Raw genomic sequence first — 17,894 nt, 5'->3', positions numbered from 1 at the left:
TTGAACTGTAACCAAGATTCTCAAACTGCCCGTTGCAACAGGCTTGTTATACAGCCGTAGATTTAGAGTCAGTTATTCTAAGATGTTTCTTCATTGGAACTGCTCTATCTTCATCCGGAAATCCAACTGATTCATAACCGAGCTTAGTGTAGAAGCCGACAGCATCCGGACTCGATCCTAGTCTCGCGCACGGATACCCACGTCTCAAGATTTCCATTTCAAGACTGTCCATAATCATACGACCAATACCTCTGCAACACCATGATGAGCAAACGTATAGTCCAGTAATACAATCGTCGGAACTACTCCCCCAACCGATATTGTCTTCTTCAAAACTGGCAATAAAGACATGACCAGCAGTAATGCGATCTTGGTAGTAATTAGGCGATCGCTTGTCTGCCCAAGCCTGACGATCGCTTAAACTAGCCTCAGATGGAACTCCAAGAATGGAATCTCGACGAATCGCATAGATGGAGGTAAGGTCATCCAAACCTGCTGTGCGGAGTTTGATTCTCACAAATTCACTCCATCTCTTTATGAAAGAATTCCGTATAACGGTTCAAATCAGCGGCGACAGATAACCTTTAACTCAGCACCAGTGGCTCAAAATCGTCCGCTGCATTTGAGTTGTTAGTCTGCTTCGGCATTAATATGCAAAGTTTTCAACAGTTGCTCTGCGACATCAATTAGCTGATATACGGACTCTTGCGTAATTTGGGTTGCTTTGAAGCCATGAGCAATTGCATTACGTAATGAAAGCGCATCCATAAGTAACTGATACTCAGAACGCGAAATCACACCCTCAGTCACTAATTGTTTTACTAAATAAAGCGGATCAAGTCTTTGCAAACTCATTCTCTCATGCTCTGCAACAAGCCTTAAAGTTGCCTCAACAAGAGACCAGGAATAAAGGATGGCTGACTCTGGATGTTGTGTTGCAAGTTGCCTCGCCACTTGCAGTCTTGTTTCTATTTCAAGTTGTTGAAGAGAGCTTTCAGCTTTTGGAGAATTTACAGCATCCTCTGGATTAGTCATCACTAACTCAAATCGCCAGCCAGGATGCTGCTCCACAGATTGGGCTAGATTCTGCAAATATTGCCTAGAGGAAGAATTAAGTGAGCGACGTGACTTCACTTCAATGATCGCAGCTTCATCCCCCCGCCGCACAATCATGTCAGGACGATAATTCCTAAGAAAATCAGGTAGGTCTTCAGGGTTTGGATGAAAAGAAATCTCGTATCCCTTGTCACGATATTCTTCTGCTAGTTGCAGTAATCGCTCTCTTTCTAGGTTTGCAGTTGGGGTTGCCATCAGATAAGTACCTCTTGGTCAGGAGCCTCAATTACGACAATATGCAAGAATTCGTTTTCACGAGAAAAACCTTCCGCTAGGGTCGAGGTCATGTTTTCTACTTTAAAGTTACCTGACAAATTTCGCTTCCTGACAAGAACATCGGTAACTTGATCGTCGTCAATGTAGGCTAATCCAATTATGGCATCCTGAATTGGCTTGACAATATTGTCCACATCTATAGCAACAGAATCATAGAAATAGGTTATTTGTAGCATGATTAGACCAATAGCTGCTTTTTGCCCTGTTGACCAATATTTCTCTGCCTCTTGCCGTACTACTATTTTCCAGGCTCTAAGACGTTCACGCCTACGAGTCTGTTGTGATACGGGTGGTCCATCTACTATGAACTCAAATCTCGCCAACGTGCTTTCAACTAGAAGACTATGAATTATTTTATACGCCTATGAGCGGTACAACTACCTTTCCGAAAGGTTGGGCAGACTAACTATTGATTATACGGAAAGTTTCCGTATAATCTTTTACTTAATAAGAATATACAAGCATCACAGTTACGCTTAAGTAGAATAAGACAGAATTTTCTTGATAACACCGTTATCTGGGTATCGTACTGAATTTTTCCGTATATCTACCTTACACGAGGGTATTATACAGAATTTTTCCATATATCCCTTGGTGTTATCGAGAATTTTTCTATTTAACATCCTTATCTAAAGTATTAAACAGAATCTTGTGGTTAAACATCATAAAAAACATCTGCAAAAAGTTTAGACAGTACAAAATACAACTTAAGTTGAAGGTTATTTTGACTGCTTCTGAACCTAAAAATATACAGAATACAAAACTAATCGATCGCATATGAATATCTCATTTGGACGCGATCGCACTACCCAACTTTTTTAATCAAAGTTTACTAGATAGCGCCTTGACAGCATCCCACGATAAATATTAATTGCTACTCCTTTAAACAACGGATACAAGTAGGAAATACGGCAATAAGCGCGATCGCTTCTAAGAAAAATTGGAGTTGCGGCGGGGTTAAAGCAAAACCCCAAACTAGAAAAATTGCCGCCGCAACTCCAGCACCAAGCCGATATACTTCATCTTTGGTTTTTAAACCTAACCAAATGATGCCTAAACCAACTGCCCATAAAATTAGGTAAGTTGCATCCATAATTTAAGTTTGACTTAAGGTGACTTTTAACTGAGTACGCGCATATTCTAGTGCTTCTGGCAATTTACTTGCATCTCTTCCTCCAGCTTGTGCAAGATTTGGTCTTCCGCCGCCACCACCACCGCAGATTTTAGCGACTTCACCGACAAATTTACCTGCTTGCAAGCCTTTTTTATTCACATCAGGACTAAAAGCCGCTACTAAGCTAACTTTTCCTTTATCGGGAACTGAACCTAAAATTACCGCACCATTACCTAGTTTTTGCAGCAATCTTTCGGCTGCTGTTTTCAGCGATTCTGCATCGACTTCTCCAAGTTCGGCAACTATAATTTTGTCATCGCCTACTATTTCAGCCGTATTTAACAACGCTTCCGATTTAGTTAAGGCTAGTTCTGCTTTGAGGCTTTCTAGTTGCTTTTGCGTGGTTCGTAGTTCTGTTTGTAGAACTGTAACTCGTTCTGGTAGTTCGTCGGGTTTTACCTTAAAGCGATCGCTCAGTTCCCTAACTACTTTATCGCGCACGTTGAGATATTCTAAAACAGCAGGTCCAGCTACAGCTTCAATTCTTCTTACACCAGAAGATATCCCAGCTTCGGAGATAATCTTAAATACGCCAATTTCTGCCGTATTGCGGACGTGAGTCCCGCCGCACAATTCCATCGATACGCCAGGAAAATCAATTACCCGCACCATATCGCCGTACTTTTCGCCAAACATAGCGATCGCACCTTTAGCTTTTGCTTCGGCTATAGGCATTACTTCAATGTCTGCATGATGTGCTTCAGCTATCCAAGTATTTACTTGTTCTTCTATCTGTTGCAACTCTTCTGGGGTAATTGGACGCGGACAGTTAAAATCAAAACGCAGTCTGTCAAAAGCAACTAAAGAACCTGCTTGCGAGATTGAGGGATCGACTATTTTCTTAAGTGCTGCTTGCAACAAGTGAGTAGCAGTATGATTAGCTTGAGCGCGGATACGACAAGTGCGATCGATTTGTGCATTTATAGGATCGCCTACGTGCAGCGTACCCCGTTCGATGCGTCCGTAATGGATATATATACCCGATTGCTGTTTTACATCGTCAATTCGCACTACAACAGTATCGCCAGTTAGATAACCGCGATCGCCTATTTGTCCCCCTGATTCGGCATAAAATGGTGTTTGGTCGAGGATTATCTGTACCTCGCTTCCTGCTTCTGCTGACTCTACTTGCTCGTTATTAGTAATTAATGTCATAACTTGAGCAGGCGTTGATGGTTGCGTATAACCGAGAAACTGGGTGGAATTAATTCCCGATGCTAATTGATTGAGCGAATCAGCAGCGGTTAAATCGATAGATTTGTGCGCTCCTTTACTCCGTCCTACTTGTTCCTCCATCGCCGCTTCAAAGCCTTCTAAATCGACGCTTAAGCCATGTTCTGCGGCAATTTCTTGAGTAAGTTCCAAGGGGAAACCGTAAGTATCGTACAACTCGAAAGCATCTTTACCTGCAATTTCTTGAGGCGACTTAGCTAAAATCTCTTCTAGCAATTTCTCTCCTCTTTCTAGAGTTTTGAGGAAGCTAGATTCTTCTCTTTGCAACTCGTTTTTAATTGCTGATTCGCGCTGACGTACGTTGGGATAAGCATCTTCAGAAAGTGCGATCGCGCTTTCGGCTACTTTAGTAGTAAATTCTCCTTCAATGCCAATTAAGCGTCCGTGACGTACTACCCGACGAATTAACCGCCGCAATATATAACCGCGTCCAACGTTAGATGCTGTAATTCCATCTGCAATCATGTGAACTACAGCGCGGATGTGATCGCCAATTACTTTGAGAGATATTTTAGTTTGCTCGTTACTTTCACTGTAGTTAACGCCAGCAACTTCTGCTGCTGTCTTTATAATCGGGAAAATAAGGTCAGTTTCGTAGTTATTTGGGACTTGTTGGAGGATTTGCGCCATCCTTTCTAGTCCCAATCCAGTATCAATATTTTTGTTTTGCAGCGGTGTCAAATTGCCTTCTACATCTCGGTTGTACTGCATAAATACCAAGTTGTAGAACTCAATAAAGCGAGTATCGTCTTCTAAATCGATATTGTCATCACCGCGTTCGGGGTGAAAATCGTAGTATATTTCCGAGCAAGGACCGCATGGACCTGTAGGACCTGATACCCAAAAGTTATCATCTTCCCCCATGCGCTTGATTCTAGCCTCGCTTACGCCGATTTGGTCGCGCCACATAGCATAAGCCTCGTCATCGTCTTCAAATACGCTGACAACTAGGTTTTCTTTTTTCAGTCCAAATACCTGCGTAGATATTTCCCATCCCCAAGCGATCGCTTGTGCTTTAAAATAGTCGCCAAAGCTAAAATTCCCCAGCATCTCAAAAAAAGTATGATGCCTTGCAGTGCGCCCAACATTTTCAATATCATTGGTGCGAATACACTTTTGCGAAGTAGTAGCGCGTTTATACTCAGACTGCCTTTGTCCTAAAAATATCGGCTTAAATGGCAACATCCCCGCAATTGTTAGCAGCACCGTCGGATCTTCTGGTACGAGAGAGGCGCTAGGCAAAATCTGATGTCCTCTATCAGCATAGAAATTCAGAAATTTTGTGCGAATGTCATTACCGCTAAGATATTGGAGATGAGAAGCCATAATAAATTTAATTAGATTTGAACGTGGATTGATGTTCGTATGTGTAGAGACGTTGCTGCAACGTCTCTACGGTAGACGTTGCAGCAACGTCTCTACAGTAAATAACAAAACGTTTCTTCTACAATGGTGACATTTTGTAATTGATATTTTCGCATTTTGGTAGATTTCCCACGATCTGACTGTAGGGTAATGAGCGATCGCACCTCTAAGCCTTAGAATTAAAGCCTGAAATCTACTTGTATTCTCGTATGGCTCTTAAACTCAAAGTCCCAAATATCATGTGTGCTGGCTGCGGCGAAACAATTACAGACTCTATCCATACAATGGAACCAGATGCCAAAGTCGATGTAAACGTTCAAGATAAAACTGTCACCGTAGATTCAGCCGCCTCAGAAGAAACTATTAAGCAAGCAATTGTCGCTGCTGGCTTTACAGTCGAAGGCTATCAGCAGGGATAAAATAGTTCGCTGGCTTGTATGAGTCCTTTATTTTGATGAGACAAAAGGGGACTACATCCCATAAAAGAAGAGACGTTTAACAACGTCTCTTTTCAATTACAGCCAAGCTTGATTACTTCTTAGGCGAAATTAGCATCATCATATTGCGCCCTTCTTTTTTGGGTTCTTGCTGCACTTCCCCAAAAGCTTGTAAATCTGTCGCCATGCGCTTTAGCAAACTTTCTGCTAAGTCGCTGTGTTGAATTTCTCGACCGCGAAACATTACCGTCGCTTTTACTTTATCGCCGTCTTTTAGAAAACGCTCGGCTTGATTGATCCGCACTTTATAATCATGCTCCTCAATCTTATAGCGCATCTTAACTTCTTTGACATCCGCTGTATGCTGCTTTTTTCTAGCTTCCCTAGCTTTCTTTTCTTGCTCAAACTTATACTTGCCGTAGTCCATAATTCGGCAAACAGGTGGTTCGGCTTTATCGCTAAGTAAGACTAAATCTAGCTCTCGTTCTTCAGCTATTTTTAGCGCTTCTTGAGGAGTAATAATTCCTAGCTGCGAACCATCACTATCGATTACTCGAATTTGGGGGAAGCGAATTCGTTCGTTTATTTGGGGTAAATCGCGGGTTCTTCTTTTTTCTATCACTGGTGTTATGATTTAATAGCAACTGTTTGGTACTAACCTGGCTTGACTTCAAGCTTTGAAATATCAACTGATTAGCAAGTAGCTCGATCTTTAGAAACTTTGCAGCCTCAAGGTATTTCCAACTAAATGCAGTCAGTCAATGTCAAACAGATGACTTCCTCTGTACTTGCAATTCAACATAGCATTTTTTACCTATAAATGGCTAATGCATACAAGCGAGAGTTTGTAAAGATTCTTTTAATTCGTCTTACTTAACCAGTCGTATTGTTGATGCAGACAAGCAATAGCCTCAATAGTTTTGACTTGCTCGAAGTGTTGGTAAAAGTGGCTGACGCTGAAAAAAGATTCAGGCGTATGCAGTATAACTAAGCGATCGCCCCAAGTTTGCAGCCAACTTAGCAATGAGGGAGGAGCAACAGGCGCACACAGCCAAATCGCCGCAGGTTGTTGCTTTTTAATAGCTTGAGCGGCAACTGCTATCGTCATACCTGTAGCAATACCATCATCTACTATGATAGCAACTGCCCCAGTTGCCGAGACTTGGGGACAAGCAGGGTTAAATTGAGCCATTTGCGCCTCGGCGGTAGCGACTGCTTGTTGCAATGCTGTTTGTGGTTCAAAGTCCTTGGGATAAGGGTTTTGTTCGTTCCATAATACGTTACCTATTGTAGTAACAGCGCCAATAGCTAGTTCGGGATTTTTGGGATGGCTAATTTTTTTAGAGACAATAACGCTTAAAGGACATTTAAGTTTGCGAGCTATTGGTAGCGCAACTGGTAAGCCGCCTCTAGGTAAAGCATAAACAACTTGTGGAGGTGATTCTATTGCCTGCGAGATAGTTGCATCAATAACTTGCGCTAGCTGTTCGCCTGCATCAGTGCGATCGCGAAATAGGGGAAAATTCGCCATAAGCACCCAAAATAATAGTTTTGAGTTATGAGTTTTGAATTACTGCTAAATTAAACGTCTCAAATTTGTACGAGGGCGGTCAATATAGTGGACTTATCTTTAATCATGACTTATTTTATACAGTATTCGCCTAAATTCATAACTTTTGACGTAGCTATGTTAAGCAAGCTTTGTCCTTATCAACGTTTAGAATTAGAGGCAGACAAAGAAGCTACAAGCCGATTTCATGACTAGCGAAGAACAACTTACACTCTTTGAATCCACGCCACTAACAGCAACTCAACCAGAGTTGATACCTACTGATGCCAAAATTCCTATTCCTCCTGGTACGTACAATGACATAACTGAGATAGCGCAACATTGCAACCAGTGTCACCGCTGTGGATTGGGAGACAGTCGCACTCACGCCGTTGTTGGTAAAGGCGATCTCAAAGCACCGATAATGATTGTAGGTGAAGCGCCAGGGCAAAATGAAGACGAGACAGGATTGCCATTTGTGGGCAAAGCAGGACAATTATTAGACAAAATTCTTGCTTCTGTCAATCTAGATGCTAAAGAAGATGCCTATGTTTGCAATATTATCAAATGTCGTCCGCCCAATAACCGCGTCCCGACAACAGATGAAATTGCCGCTTGCAAGCCTTATATCTTAGAACAAATCCGCTTAGTCGATCCGAAAATTATCTTGTTAACTGGTGCAACCGCAGTTAAAGGCTTAACGGGAAATAAAAGCGGAATTACAAAAATTCGCGGTACGTGGATTGAATGGGAAGGGCGATTGTGTATGCCTATATTGCACCCAGCTTATTTACTGCGAAACCCATCCCGCGAACAAGGTAGCCCGAAATGGTTGATGTGGCAAGATATTCAATTAGTAAAGACTAAATTAGACGAAATTCGCTCTCAACCTAATGAAAGCGAATTAGAAAATTAATTTAAGGAGCGAAAACTTATCTAGGACGCAAATTGAGCAATTCTTGAGGAGAAGCAAGCATATCAATGGCGACAAAGAAGATTTTGCCTTGGGGATTGATTAAAAATCTCCATGCAATATTCATGCCTACATTGACACCAAACCAAGGAGTTTGCACAACACCTGTAACTTTAATCTGCTTGGAACCATCTGCTTTAGTCTCGCAAATACCTTGTTGAGGCATCATATTGAGTCCTTGGGCTTCTTCTTGCATATATTTGGCGATCGCTTCGCGCCCCACAATCGGCTTTTGGAATGGCGGTTGCAATGCACCATCACTTGTAAATAACTCGACAGCAGCCTTGAAGTTATCGGCGTTCATTGCTTCTACATAGTTAAGTACAGCAGGTTCCATAACGCCAGCAATTGTAATTTTGCTTGGCGCTGGTACTGCACGTTTAAACATTGGTTCTGCTGCTCGATTTTCGCTGCTAGCAGCATCAGAATCGTAACCCATGTCTACAACTGCGTTGCGAAGTACAGTAATTTGCTGCCCAGCATCAAGTTTTTTGATTGCTTCTAGAACTACCTCAACGCCTGGAGACATTTGATATCCAGTTGGTACGGGAGTAACAAGTCCTTGTTTCATCAATTCTCCCAATTCGTACCAGAATGCTAACTTGGTGTTAACGCTGAAGTATCCATAGGTGCGGCTAATTGGAGTATCGGAGCGCAGAGCAAGTTCGCGCATAACTTGCATTTGCCCTTCGTTTGGCATTTGCTTAATTTCATTGAGCAAGCGTTCTGCAAATTGCAGGCGGGCTGCGCCTGGGGCTGCGGGGGTAATTGTTTTACCCATCTCGGTGTATGCATACCAAAGTAATGCCAAGCGATCGTCTACACTTAATTGGTCAAATAGCGCGATAATAGCGGGAATTTGGCTGGGAATTTGCGTGTTAGAAAAAATGCTTTGAGCAGACTCGATTGTATAAGTCATTGTCACCGACTCCAAAATTATTAATTACCTAAAAATTGCAGCTAAACATGGCAACAACAGCCATCTAGCTAACTTCCTGACGAACTTGCAAGCCGATGAGACAGGCAAAACTAGAGGCATTGATTAACCTCGTGCGATCGCGCGACGCAATATACATTCTTTACAAGAAATCTGTTTGTCTGCGGTCTTTGCTGTAATGAATGTAACGTAGATGATAATTTTTGTAAAGGTTTTTGTAACTAATTGTACGAAATACAATTTATGCGGTAACAAGTAGCGATTCGCACCTTAGTCGCGAGATGACACAAGGGCGCGTTGGCAAGGCAACACACACTACAATTCTTATAGGTTTTCTGGGTCTACACCTAATTCTCTCAACTTAGCCGCTAAAGCTTCCGCTCGCTGGGTTTGTGCTTCTGCTAGTTGAGTTTGTGCTTGGGCTAGCTGAGTTTGTTCCTGGGCTAGTTGAGTTTGTTCCTGTGCTAGTTGAATTTGTGCTTGGGCGAATTCTTGGGGAGTGGGAACTAATATCCCCTCTGCTGTAAAATAGCGCAACTTGCGATCGCAAATACCTAAATACAGTTCTAGTTGCTGACTCCACAACCAGCCGCGATCGTTAGGTTCTATCGGCTGATACGAACCGCTAATTAGACAAAAACCTGCGAATTCTAAAGTTTCTGGGTGGAACCAAAAGTAATCAGGCGTGCGGAATGTATCTTGATAGATTTGTTTTTTTAAGCCGCGATCGACCTTAGCCGTAGAGTCAGATAATAATTCGATAATTATATTGGGATACTTGCCGTCTTCTTGCCAAACCACCCAACTTTTGCGATGTTTGCGTTCAGTTCCCAAAACTGCAAAAAAATCAGGTCCGCGAAAGTCCTCAGATTTGCGTCGCCTGTGGCTGTAATAAATTGTTAAGTTTCCCGCAGCATAAAAGTCATTTCTATCTCGCCAGTGCCATTCTAGGCATTGCAGCAAGAGAAATATTTGCCACAGGTGCAAGTCGCTTTCCAAGGGTGGTTCGTCGCTATATAAATCTCCTGGAGGAAAGATAACATCTTCTGGCGGACTTTCAATGATTTCTAAGTCTTTGGCAACAGACATAATTGCTTTTGGGGCGATCGCTAATGTAAGTTTAGCAAGTTGATTCAACCAGAACGCAAAGTTCCAGCTTGACAATCGCGCAACCAAATCCGCACAGCTTGAGCAACTGCACCATTACTACTTTCTCTAGGCGGTGTAGGCGGTCGATTATTGGGATAATTACCAGTACGAGAAAACATAAAAGCAAGTCGCCAGCCGCTATCTGTGCGCGTGAAAAATAGCCAATGATATTGTTGCAATTGCACTAACTTACCTGCTGTATATTGACGCTCTAACGTTGTGATAAAGACTTGTTGAGGTTCTTGACTAGAAGTAGGCTCAGTAGGAGCATAGACACCAGGACCGAGAGATAATGGCGCAAATTCAGGTCTTCCGGCTAAGAGGACATAGCTGTAGATATCAACTACTCTTTTAAGACGACGCGATCGCTGGGTAACGCGATTAGTATAACTAGGTAAATCTTTGATTAATCGGTTAGTTAGTGTCTCTACATCCTGCTGTTGGCAACTAGAAACAGGCTTTTGTTGAGCATTAACAGAAAAATGAGCAAAAATTCCCAACCAGAAAGCTAGAATATAAAACTCGATCCCCCCAGCCCCCTTATCTCTACACATCTCCAAGTTCGTCACAAATCCGCTGCCAAGCTGTTTCAGGGTCTTTAGCAGCAGTAATAGGACGACCGATAACTAAATAATTTGCACCAGATGCGATCGCTTGTTTTGGAGTCATACTGCGCTTTTGATCGCCTGCATCTGCCCAACTCGGTCGTACTCCTGGACATACTAGCAGAAAATCTTTACCACAACTATCTTTCAATTGCCCTACTTCCTGGGGAGAACAAACAGCACCATCTAGCCCTGCTTCTTGAGCCATTAGAGCCATTTGTAAGGCGTAATCTGGCAATTCCAAAGGAATCTTCAATTCAAACGCTAGCTGCCGCGCAGATAAGCTTGTAAGTACAGTAATCGCAATTAATTTAGTCGGCGGGACACCTGCCTCAGATGCACCTTGTTGGATAGCTGCATGAGCTAAAGTTAAAGCTTCTTTGCCACAAGTGCTATGAATAGTTAGTAAATCCACGCCATAACGAGCCGCCGCCCGACTTGCTCCAGCCACAGTATTAGGAATATCGTGCAGTTTTAAGTCTAAAAATATACGTTTTTGGCGACTTTTAAGAGTTTTTAAGATATTAGCGCCAGTGCTAACAAATAATTCTAAACCAACCTTCCAAAAAGTAACCTCTGGTAATAGGTCAATAAGAGCGATCGCATCTATTTCGGTAGATACATCCAAAGGAACAATAATTTGAGAAGATGCCATATTTTATGTAGAGACGTAGCAGTGCTACGTCTAGATATATCGCGGGAAAACAAAAGAAAGCACGTTTATTTTTATCGAGATAAACGGATAAATTTAGATTTACCAAGCTGGAGAACCTTATCGTACAAATCTTCAGGACTATCAAACGCTAAATCTGCTTGCTCGATTTTCTCTCCATCCAAGCGTACAGCACCTCCTTGAATCTGCCTTCTAGCATCGCCATTACTCTTACACAAACCACTAGCACTGAGAATATTTGCCAGCTTAGTAGGAAACTGCAACCTTGACAAAGAAAATTCCGGTACAGCAGAAGATGCAGTAGTATTACCGCCAACCAAAGATAAAGCTGCTTGCTGGGCTTGCAAAGCTGCCTCCTTGCCGTGATATTGGGTAACAATATCTAAAGCTAGTAATTTTTGGCGATCGCGCGGTTGTGCTGGTAATTGTTCTAATGGTAAATCTGTCAGCAACTCAAAATACTGCTCTAGCAAGTCATCGGGGGTTTTTTCTAACTTGGAATACATCGACAGCGGATCTTCCGATAAGCCGACATAATTATTTAAAGACTTTGACATCTTCTGCGTGCCGTCTGTACCGATCAAAATTGGCATTAATAGCCCAAATTGAGGCTTTTTGCCAAAATGCTTTTGTAAATCTCGCCCGACAGCAATATTAAATTTTTGATCTGTTCCGCCTAATTCTACATCAGCATCTACAGCTACCGAGTCGTAGCCTTGCATTAATGGATAGAGAAATTCGTGTAAGTAAATTGGATTTTCTTGCAAAAAGCGCTCGTTAAAGCCTTCTTTGGCGAGCATTTGCCCTACAGTCATAGTTGAGAGCAAGGCTAATATTTCTGCTAAATCTAGCTTTGCTAGCCATTGGGAGTTGTAAAGAACTTCTAACCTACCTGGCGTGTCAAAATCTAAAATCGGGCGGACTTGATCTAGATAATTTTGTGCGTTCTGCGCTACCATCTCCTCAGTTAGCTGACGGCGCACTTCTGATTTGCCTGTAGGGTCGCCAATTCGCGCCGTAAAGTCGCCGATAATTAAAACTGCTGTATGTCCCGCATCTTGAAACGATCGCAATTTCCGCACTGGAATACTATGCCCTAGGTGAATGTCCAAACCAGTTGGATCTATGCCTAACTTTACTCGCAAAGGTCGATTTGCATTAGCTAGCAAGCACTCTAGGCTTTCCGCTGGATTGTCAGAATCAGGGCGATCGGGGAAAATTTCTGTAATACCTCGACGCAGCCAATTATTAGCAGTGGAGACATTGCCTTTAATTTCAGTAACATTATTTATTACTTGGTGCAGCCGATGAGAATATTGACTGTGAAACGGGGAAGTGCTATTTTCTCTTGACTCCAGACAACTTTTTGGCAAGTTTTTGGTTAAATTAATTACATTCACTAGAAATATACTTATGTAGTTTGGCTGTCAGACTACTATAATTGCAAAAATTAAGGATCTTTGTTTCCTGAAAATTTAATAAACCTTTTCTCCAAGTAAGATTTATTTTCCAAGCCCGATCCGCGTTCTGCTTTTTTTACGTCATTGCTATTACAAGTGAGGAATTGAAATAACTGTGTCATCAAGCATTGTTCGCAAAAAAACTAAAGGTTCTAGTCCTAGTTTTGACTTTATAAAAGATATTGGTAAAGTAACTGGCGGCACTCTACTTGCTATAACTATGGTAGGGAGCGCGATCGCAGCAGGCGGATTAGTGGGGTTAGCAATTAGTTTTCGCAACCTGCCAGATGTAAGAGTTTTACGCACCTTTACGCCTGCGGAAACTAGCTATATATACGACATCAAAGGCAAACTCTTAGCTAGTCTTCACGGTGAAGCCAACCGCGAAGTTGTACCTTTAAATAAGATTTCTCCAGATTTAAAACGGGCTGTAATTGCGATCGAAGATAGTAATTTCTATTTTCATAAAGGCATAAATCCTGTCAGTGTGGGGCGGGCGATAGTAGTAAACTGGCAAAAGGGTGAAGTTAGAGAAGGTAGCTCAACTCTAACTATGCAGTTGATGAAAAATGTCTTTCTCTCCCGCCAACGGACTTTTAGCCGCAAGCTAGCTGAAGGAGTGCTAGCTATTCGCATCGAGCAGATTTTAAGCAAAGACCAAATTTTAGAAATGTACCTCAATCAAATTTATTGGGGTCATAATAACTACGGCGCACAAACAGCAGCCCGCACCTACTTTAATAAATCTGTTGGGAGTTTGACATTAGCTGAGTCAGCAATGATGGCAGGTTTAATTAAAGCGCCCCAAGAATATAGTCCGTTTGTGAATATGGAAGAGGCAAAAAGGCAGCAGCGCACTGTATTGCGACGGATGCGAGATTTAGGCTGGATTACGGCACAAGAAGAAACTAAAGCCCGCGAACAAAAGATAACACTAGGCAAGATTAGATCGTTCCAAGGTAGCGCAAGTCCCTACGTAACAAATGCAGCTTCGCGGGAATTAATCGGGCGCTTCGGACGCGATGCGATGTTAAAAGGGGGAATGCGGGTACAAACTACAGTAGATGCCACAATGCAAGCACAGGCGCAAGAAACTGTGACTAAGTGGCATAGAAGGATACGCGGACAAGGTGTTCGTGCCGATCAAATGGCTTTGGTAGCGATCGATCCGCGCACTCATTTTATCAAAGCGATCGTTGGTGGTGTCGATCCGAAAAAGAGCGAGTTTAACCGCGCAACTCAAGCTATCCGTCAGCCAGGTTCGGCGTTCAAACCTTTTGTTTATTACACAGCTTTTGCTACTGGCAAATATACGCCCAATTCAGTTGTGGCTGACACTCCAGTTAGATATAGAGAAGCTAGCGGCTATTACTATCCCAAAAATTACGATAGTACCTTTGGCGGCTCTATGTCGATCCGCAAAGCTTTGGAAGTATCGCGCAACATTCCAGCGATTAAGATTGGACGTGCTGTAGGCATGAACAAGGTAATCGAGAACTGCCGCATTTTAGGCATTAATAGCCCAATGGAACCAGTCACGTCTTTGCCTTTGGGAGCAATTGGGGTAACTCCTTTGGAGATGGCTAATGCCTATGCTACTATTGCCAACTATGGTTGGCAGTCACCGCCGACAATTATTGTCCGCGCAACTGATAGTAAGGGTAATGTATTGCTAGATAATACGCCCAAACCTCAATTAGTCCTCGAACCTTGGGCAGCAGCATCGCTAACAGATGTAATGCGGGGAGTTATTAATAACGGTACTGGTAAAGCGGCACAAATCGGTCGTCCAGCCGCAGGAAAGACAGGTACGACTTCTTCCGAACGCGATATTTGGTTCGTAGGCTATGTACCGCAATTAGCAACGGCTGTATGGGTAGGAAATGATAATTATCGACCTTTAGGTAAGGGTTCTACTGGTGGTACTTTTGTTGCACCGATTTGGCGCGATTTCATGCTCAAAGCTTTGAAAAACTCACCATCCCAGAATTTTAGACCAGCTTCCGATTTTGAGCGCCCTAGAAGATCGTAGTTATAGAGATTTTAGCTAGTCGTAATGCGATCGCACTTAACTATGTTCCCATAGCGATCGCTTTGCTACAAGGTATCATTGCTAATTGTCAGTGTGGGCAAGGATTTGACTATTTTAAAGCAAGAACTCAGCTTATATTGATGAGGCTCTGTTATGGCTATGAGAATCTCTATCGAAGACTTGATTAGCGGGTACAAAACTGGAGGGAGTTACAATACTGGAATTATCATTGATGCCCCTTACGATTGGAATCAAGATATTCATTCTCCTGTCAAATTTCAACTCGATAGTATCTATCTTGCTGGTGCTGAATTGAGAGAAGGATTGAATTTGGGAGGTTCTAGTCTCAGATGTGCCAATTTCAGAGGTGCTGAACTGGCTCATGTCTGGTTCAAAGGAGCCGATTTGAGCAATGCTAACTTCAATGGGGCTAGTTTGAATAAAACCAAGTTCATCGAAGCTAAGTGCTGAACTGGCTCATGTCTGGTTCAAAGGAGCCGATTTGAGCAATGCTAACTTCAATGGGGCTAGTTTGAATAAAACCAAGTTCATCGAAGCTAAGTTGGAAGGAGCTACTTTTAGAGGAGCTTTTATCGAAGAAACTGATTTCTCTGGAGCGGATCTTAGCTATGCGGACTTGACTGGAGCCGATGGCATTGATTTAGCCTACTGGGATGGAACTATCTTCCATGAAACTATTATGCCTGATGGGAGTATTCGTACTCACGCTCCCTAAGGAATTGAGGTATTAGCGATCGCTTAGAATGTCACAGTGTAACAAGGGTTTTGAAGCACCTCCAAACTATTTTACGTTTGTTTCTCCAACTCAGCTTTCATCCGCTCTAAGGTAAAATTCATTTGGTCGAACATTTGCTGAGGTGTAACGCCAAACTGGTTTAGCTGCGTCTTTAGCTGTTCTACAGTCATTTGCGCCATAAAGTCTTCTGATAACTCAAAGCGCTTCATAAAAATACGATAGCGATCCATCATTGCTTCCATCTGCTCGATGAATAGCTTTTTGCCATCGCGGTCAAATTTGCCGTAATTACTTCCTAGCTTAACTAGAGCTTGATATTCTTCAAACAACTGTTTAGCTTCTTGCTGAACTATCTCAGAGTCAAAAAATCCCATAGCGCTTATTTATAACTGAGTGCGATCGCCCAGTAGCTTGTATGCCTTCTGGTATCATTCTAGTCTAGACTTTAGGTTTAGCTTTAATTCCTCCGTCAGTGAGATTTCATCACTTGACTATATGCCATTTTTATGCTAGCCAATAAGTTGATTGGTAGGGTGCGTTTTGAAAACGCACCCTACTTTTGCTTTCTGCCTTCTGCGATATATTAAAAGACAATTATTTTAGTCGGGTCAGCAGCCTGGAGTTGCCCTGAAAATGTTGGATAAACCAAAAAGCCGGAAAATAGCCGCTGTATTAGCTTTAACAGGAACATTAATCCCTATTGCTGGATTGCACAAGTTTTATCTCGGACAACCTATATGGGGGTTAGTTTACCTGCTGTTGTCATGGACACCAATACCTCATGCTGCTAGTGCAATAGAAGGTGTATGGTATTTACTACAAGACGAATGTGAATTTGACAGCAATTTTAATGGTGAAGAATTGCCGCAGCAAAAATACTCGCCTGCAATAGCCGCCAAAAATAACGTCTCAGCAATGGCTGAAGCCTTACGTCAGCTAGATTGCTTGCGCGAAGATGGTTTAATCTCTGAGTACGAATTTGAACAAAAGCGCCGCCAAATGCTAGAGCGAATTTCCTGATATATGAATAATTGGCTACCAGTGCCGCAATCTATTCAAAGTAAGATTCTCAACGATCCATATTACCGCTTGCGATCGCAACAAGAAATTAACGCCGCCGCCGCATTGGGCATTCAAATAGATGTCAATAAAGCTAGTGTAGATGACTGGCTGCGGCTTCCAGGATTATCAATTCACCAAGCGCGGAGTCTGGTGCAACTTAGTCAAGCAGGAGTACAGTATTACAGCATAGAAGATATAGCAGCAGCTTTAGGTGTCTCTGTGCAACACTTACAACCGCTAGTACCAGTAATTAAGTTTTGCTATTACGACGAAAGTACGACAATTGCTCCAATTAACCCCAATACAGCGACAATTGAGCAACTAATGGAGATTCCTGGAGTGGAGCTACCTTTAGCTCATACTATCGTTCAAAATCGCCTGCAAGGTAAATATCGCAATTTAGTAGATTTACAGCAGCGATTAGCGCTATCAGGGAAAATTGTTAGTCAGATTATGCATTACCTGCGTTTTTAATCTAAACAAAACCAATGCGATTGAGGGGCCAAAAGCGAAAGCGGGCGCGACCGATAATGTTATTTTCTGGTAAGAAGCCCCACACATGAGAATCGTTACTGTCGTTGCGGTTATCGCCCATGACAAAAAATTCGTGTTCGGGGACTTGCTGTGGCAATAATCTATATTCTGGTGGTTCGGCGATATAGTCTTCTTTGAGCGGTTGGTTGTTGAGATATACTTTGCCCTTGCTGACGCTAACTAATTCTCCTGGCGTACCAATAATGCGTTTGATAAACGCTTGATCCTTGGCGTAGTTACCTTGTAGTTGTTCGGGAGTTTCAAAAACAATGATATCTCCGGTTGCAGGTTGACCGAAACGATAGGCTAGTTTATCTACTACTAAGCGATCGCCCATGTGCAATGTTGGTAGCATAGAATCAGACGGAATATAACGCGGTTCGGCAATAAACACGCGAATTAGTAGCGCCAAACATAAAGCAATAACAATAAGTTGAAAGTTCTCTTGCTGAGAACGCCATACTCGCAGCCACAATGGCGCTTCGATTGAATTTTGTTCTTTAGATGTCATAGAAAAGTTGAGACTACTTAGCTAAATATATAGGAATTAATAATTTTAAAG

21 protein-coding genes are annotated in these 17,894 nt (G+C 42.4%); 7 read left to right on the top strand and 14 right to left on the bottom strand.

The window, feature by feature from the left end; genetic code table 11:
• Positions 1–46 precede the first annotated feature (46 nt).
• From UH38_RS01845 to alaS, 5 genes are all read right to left on the bottom strand, one after another.
• On the bottom strand, positions 47–517 hold the full coding sequence (locus UH38_RS01845) for a GNAT family N-acetyltransferase (RefSeq protein ID WP_045052880.1): 471 nt from the start codon (positions 515–517) through the stop codon (positions 47–49).
• A 113-nt stretch (positions 518–630) separates the two neighbouring features.
• A complete protein-coding gene (locus tag UH38_RS01840) occupies positions 631–1,311 on the bottom strand; it encodes a hypothetical protein (protein WP_045052879.1) in 681 nt (226 codons plus the stop codon).
• A complete protein-coding gene (locus UH38_RS25240) occupies positions 1,311–1,715 on the bottom strand; it encodes a RusA family crossover junction endodeoxyribonuclease (RefSeq protein WP_045052878.1) in 405 nt (134 codons plus the stop codon). Before UH38_RS25240 ends, UH38_RS01840 begins: the two co-directional genes overlap by 1 nt.
• 551 nt (positions 1,716–2,266) lie before the next feature.
• On the bottom strand, positions 2,267–2,485 hold the full coding sequence (locus UH38_RS01830; protein WP_045052877.1) for a hypothetical protein: 219 nt from the start codon (positions 2,483–2,485) through the stop codon (positions 2,267–2,269).
• A 3-nt stretch (positions 2,486–2,488) separates the two neighbouring features.
• Positions 2,489–5,125, bottom strand: a complete 2,637-nt coding sequence (gene alaS, locus UH38_RS01825) for an alanine--tRNA ligase (RefSeq protein ID WP_045052876.1) — start codon at positions 5,123–5,125, stop codon at positions 2,489–2,491.
• A gap of 248 nt (positions 5,126–5,373) precedes the next feature.
• On the opposite strand from alaS, the gene UH38_RS01820 reads away from it, so the two are divergent.
• Positions 5,374–5,583, top strand: a complete 210-nt coding sequence (locus tag UH38_RS01820; protein WP_045052875.1) for a heavy-metal-associated domain-containing protein — start codon at positions 5,374–5,376, stop codon at positions 5,581–5,583.
• A gap of 112 nt (positions 5,584–5,695) precedes the next feature.
• On the opposite strand, the gene infC is transcribed toward UH38_RS01820, so the two are convergent.
• Complete coding sequence (gene infC / locus UH38_RS01815) at positions 5,696–6,232, bottom strand: translation initiation factor IF-3 (RefSeq protein WP_200892252.1); 537 nt, start codon at positions 6,230–6,232, stop codon at positions 5,696–5,698.
• A 228-nt stretch (positions 6,233–6,460) separates the two neighbouring features.
• Positions 6,461–7,132 (bottom strand): phosphoribosyltransferase, encoded by a 672-nt coding sequence (locus UH38_RS01810; protein WP_045052873.1) that lies wholly within the window; start codon positions 7,130–7,132, stop codon positions 6,461–6,463.
• Positions 7,133–7,358: 226 nt separating this feature from the next.
• Here UH38_RS01810 and UH38_RS01805 point away from each other — a divergent pair, with 226 nt between their 5' ends.
• A complete protein-coding gene (locus UH38_RS01805) occupies positions 7,359–8,066 on the top strand; it encodes a uracil-DNA glycosylase (RefSeq protein ID WP_045052872.1) in 708 nt (235 codons plus the stop codon).
• Between the two features lie 16 nt (positions 8,067–8,082).
• On the opposite strand, the gene UH38_RS01800 is transcribed toward UH38_RS01805, so the two are convergent.
• The 5 genes from UH38_RS01800 to tyrS form a co-directional block, all read right to left on the bottom strand.
• On the bottom strand, positions 8,083–9,042 hold the full coding sequence (locus UH38_RS01800) for an orange carotenoid protein N-terminal domain-containing protein (protein WP_045052871.1): 960 nt from the start codon (positions 9,040–9,042) through the stop codon (positions 8,083–8,085).
• A 342-nt stretch (positions 9,043–9,384) separates the two neighbouring features.
• Complete coding sequence (locus tag UH38_RS01795; RefSeq protein WP_045053047.1) at positions 9,385–10,149, bottom strand: Uma2 family endonuclease; 765 nt, start codon at positions 10,147–10,149, stop codon at positions 9,385–9,387.
• Between the two features lie 44 nt (positions 10,150–10,193).
• On the bottom strand, positions 10,194–10,763 hold the full coding sequence (locus UH38_RS01790) for a hypothetical protein (RefSeq protein WP_045052870.1): 570 nt from the start codon (positions 10,761–10,763) through the stop codon (positions 10,194–10,196).
• The gene (pyrF, locus tag UH38_RS01785; RefSeq protein WP_045052869.1) at positions 10,756–11,469 is read right to left on the bottom strand and encodes an orotidine-5'-phosphate decarboxylase; all 714 of its coding nucleotides are present in this window, start codon (positions 11,467–11,469) and stop codon (positions 10,756–10,758) included. The genes UH38_RS01790 and pyrF overlap by 8 nt, the downstream gene beginning before the upstream one ends.
• A 71-nt stretch (positions 11,470–11,540) precedes the next feature.
• Positions 11,541–12,761, bottom strand: a complete 1,221-nt coding sequence (tyrS, locus tag UH38_RS01780; RefSeq protein WP_407640437.1) for a tyrosine--tRNA ligase — start codon at positions 12,759–12,761, stop codon at positions 11,541–11,543.
• A gap of 301 nt (positions 12,762–13,062) precedes the next feature.
• Here tyrS and UH38_RS01775 point away from each other — a divergent pair, with 301 nt between their 5' ends.
• The 3 genes from UH38_RS01775 to UH38_RS25235 all read left to right on the top strand — a co-directional run bounded on the left by UH38_RS01775 (position 13,063) and on the right by UH38_RS25235 (position 15,715).
• Positions 13,063–14,979, top strand: coding sequence for a transglycosylase domain-containing protein (locus UH38_RS01775; protein ID WP_045052868.1), 1,917 nt, complete (start codon positions 13,063–13,065; stop codon positions 14,977–14,979).
• Between the two features lie 159 nt (positions 14,980–15,138).
• Complete coding sequence (locus tag UH38_RS25815; protein WP_160295918.1) at positions 15,139–15,450, top strand: pentapeptide repeat-containing protein; 312 nt, start codon at positions 15,139–15,141, stop codon at positions 15,448–15,450.
• Complete coding sequence (locus UH38_RS25235) at positions 15,419–15,715, top strand: pentapeptide repeat-containing protein (protein WP_082065273.1); 297 nt, start codon at positions 15,419–15,421, stop codon at positions 15,713–15,715. Before UH38_RS25815 ends, UH38_RS25235 begins: the two co-directional genes overlap by 32 nt.
• 71 nt (positions 15,716–15,786) lie before the next feature.
• Here UH38_RS25235 and UH38_RS01765 read toward each other — a convergent pair whose 3' ends face one another.
• Complete coding sequence (locus tag UH38_RS01765) at positions 15,787–16,110, bottom strand: DUF1825 family protein (RefSeq protein WP_045052867.1); 324 nt, start codon at positions 16,108–16,110, stop codon at positions 15,787–15,789.
• A 259-nt stretch (positions 16,111–16,369) separates the two neighbouring features.
• Between UH38_RS01765 and UH38_RS01760 the strand changes: the two genes are divergently transcribed.
• Positions 16,370–16,756, top strand: a complete 387-nt coding sequence (locus UH38_RS01760; RefSeq protein WP_045052866.1) for an NINE protein — start codon at positions 16,370–16,372, stop codon at positions 16,754–16,756.
• 3 nt (positions 16,757–16,759) lie between these two features.
• Positions 16,760–17,272: a helix-hairpin-helix domain-containing protein gene (locus UH38_RS01755; protein ID WP_045052865.1), complete on the top strand. Its 513-nt coding sequence runs from the start codon at positions 16,760–16,762 to the stop codon at positions 17,270–17,272.
• A gap of 1 nt (position 17,273) precedes the next feature.
• On the opposite strand, the gene lepB is transcribed toward UH38_RS01755, so the two are convergent.
• The gene (gene lepB / locus UH38_RS01750) at positions 17,274–17,843 is read right to left on the bottom strand and encodes a signal peptidase I (RefSeq protein ID WP_045052864.1); all 570 of its coding nucleotides are present in this window, start codon (positions 17,841–17,843) and stop codon (positions 17,274–17,276) included.
• Positions 17,844–17,894: the final 51 nt, after the last annotated feature.

The sequence above is a fragment of the Aliterella atlantica CENA595 genome (assembly GCF_000952155.1).
Classification (GTDB): Bacteria; Cyanobacteriota; Cyanobacteriia; order Cyanobacteriales; family Chroococcidiopsidaceae; genus Aliterella; species Aliterella atlantica.
This window is presented reverse-complemented; position numbering and strand designations above follow the sequence as displayed.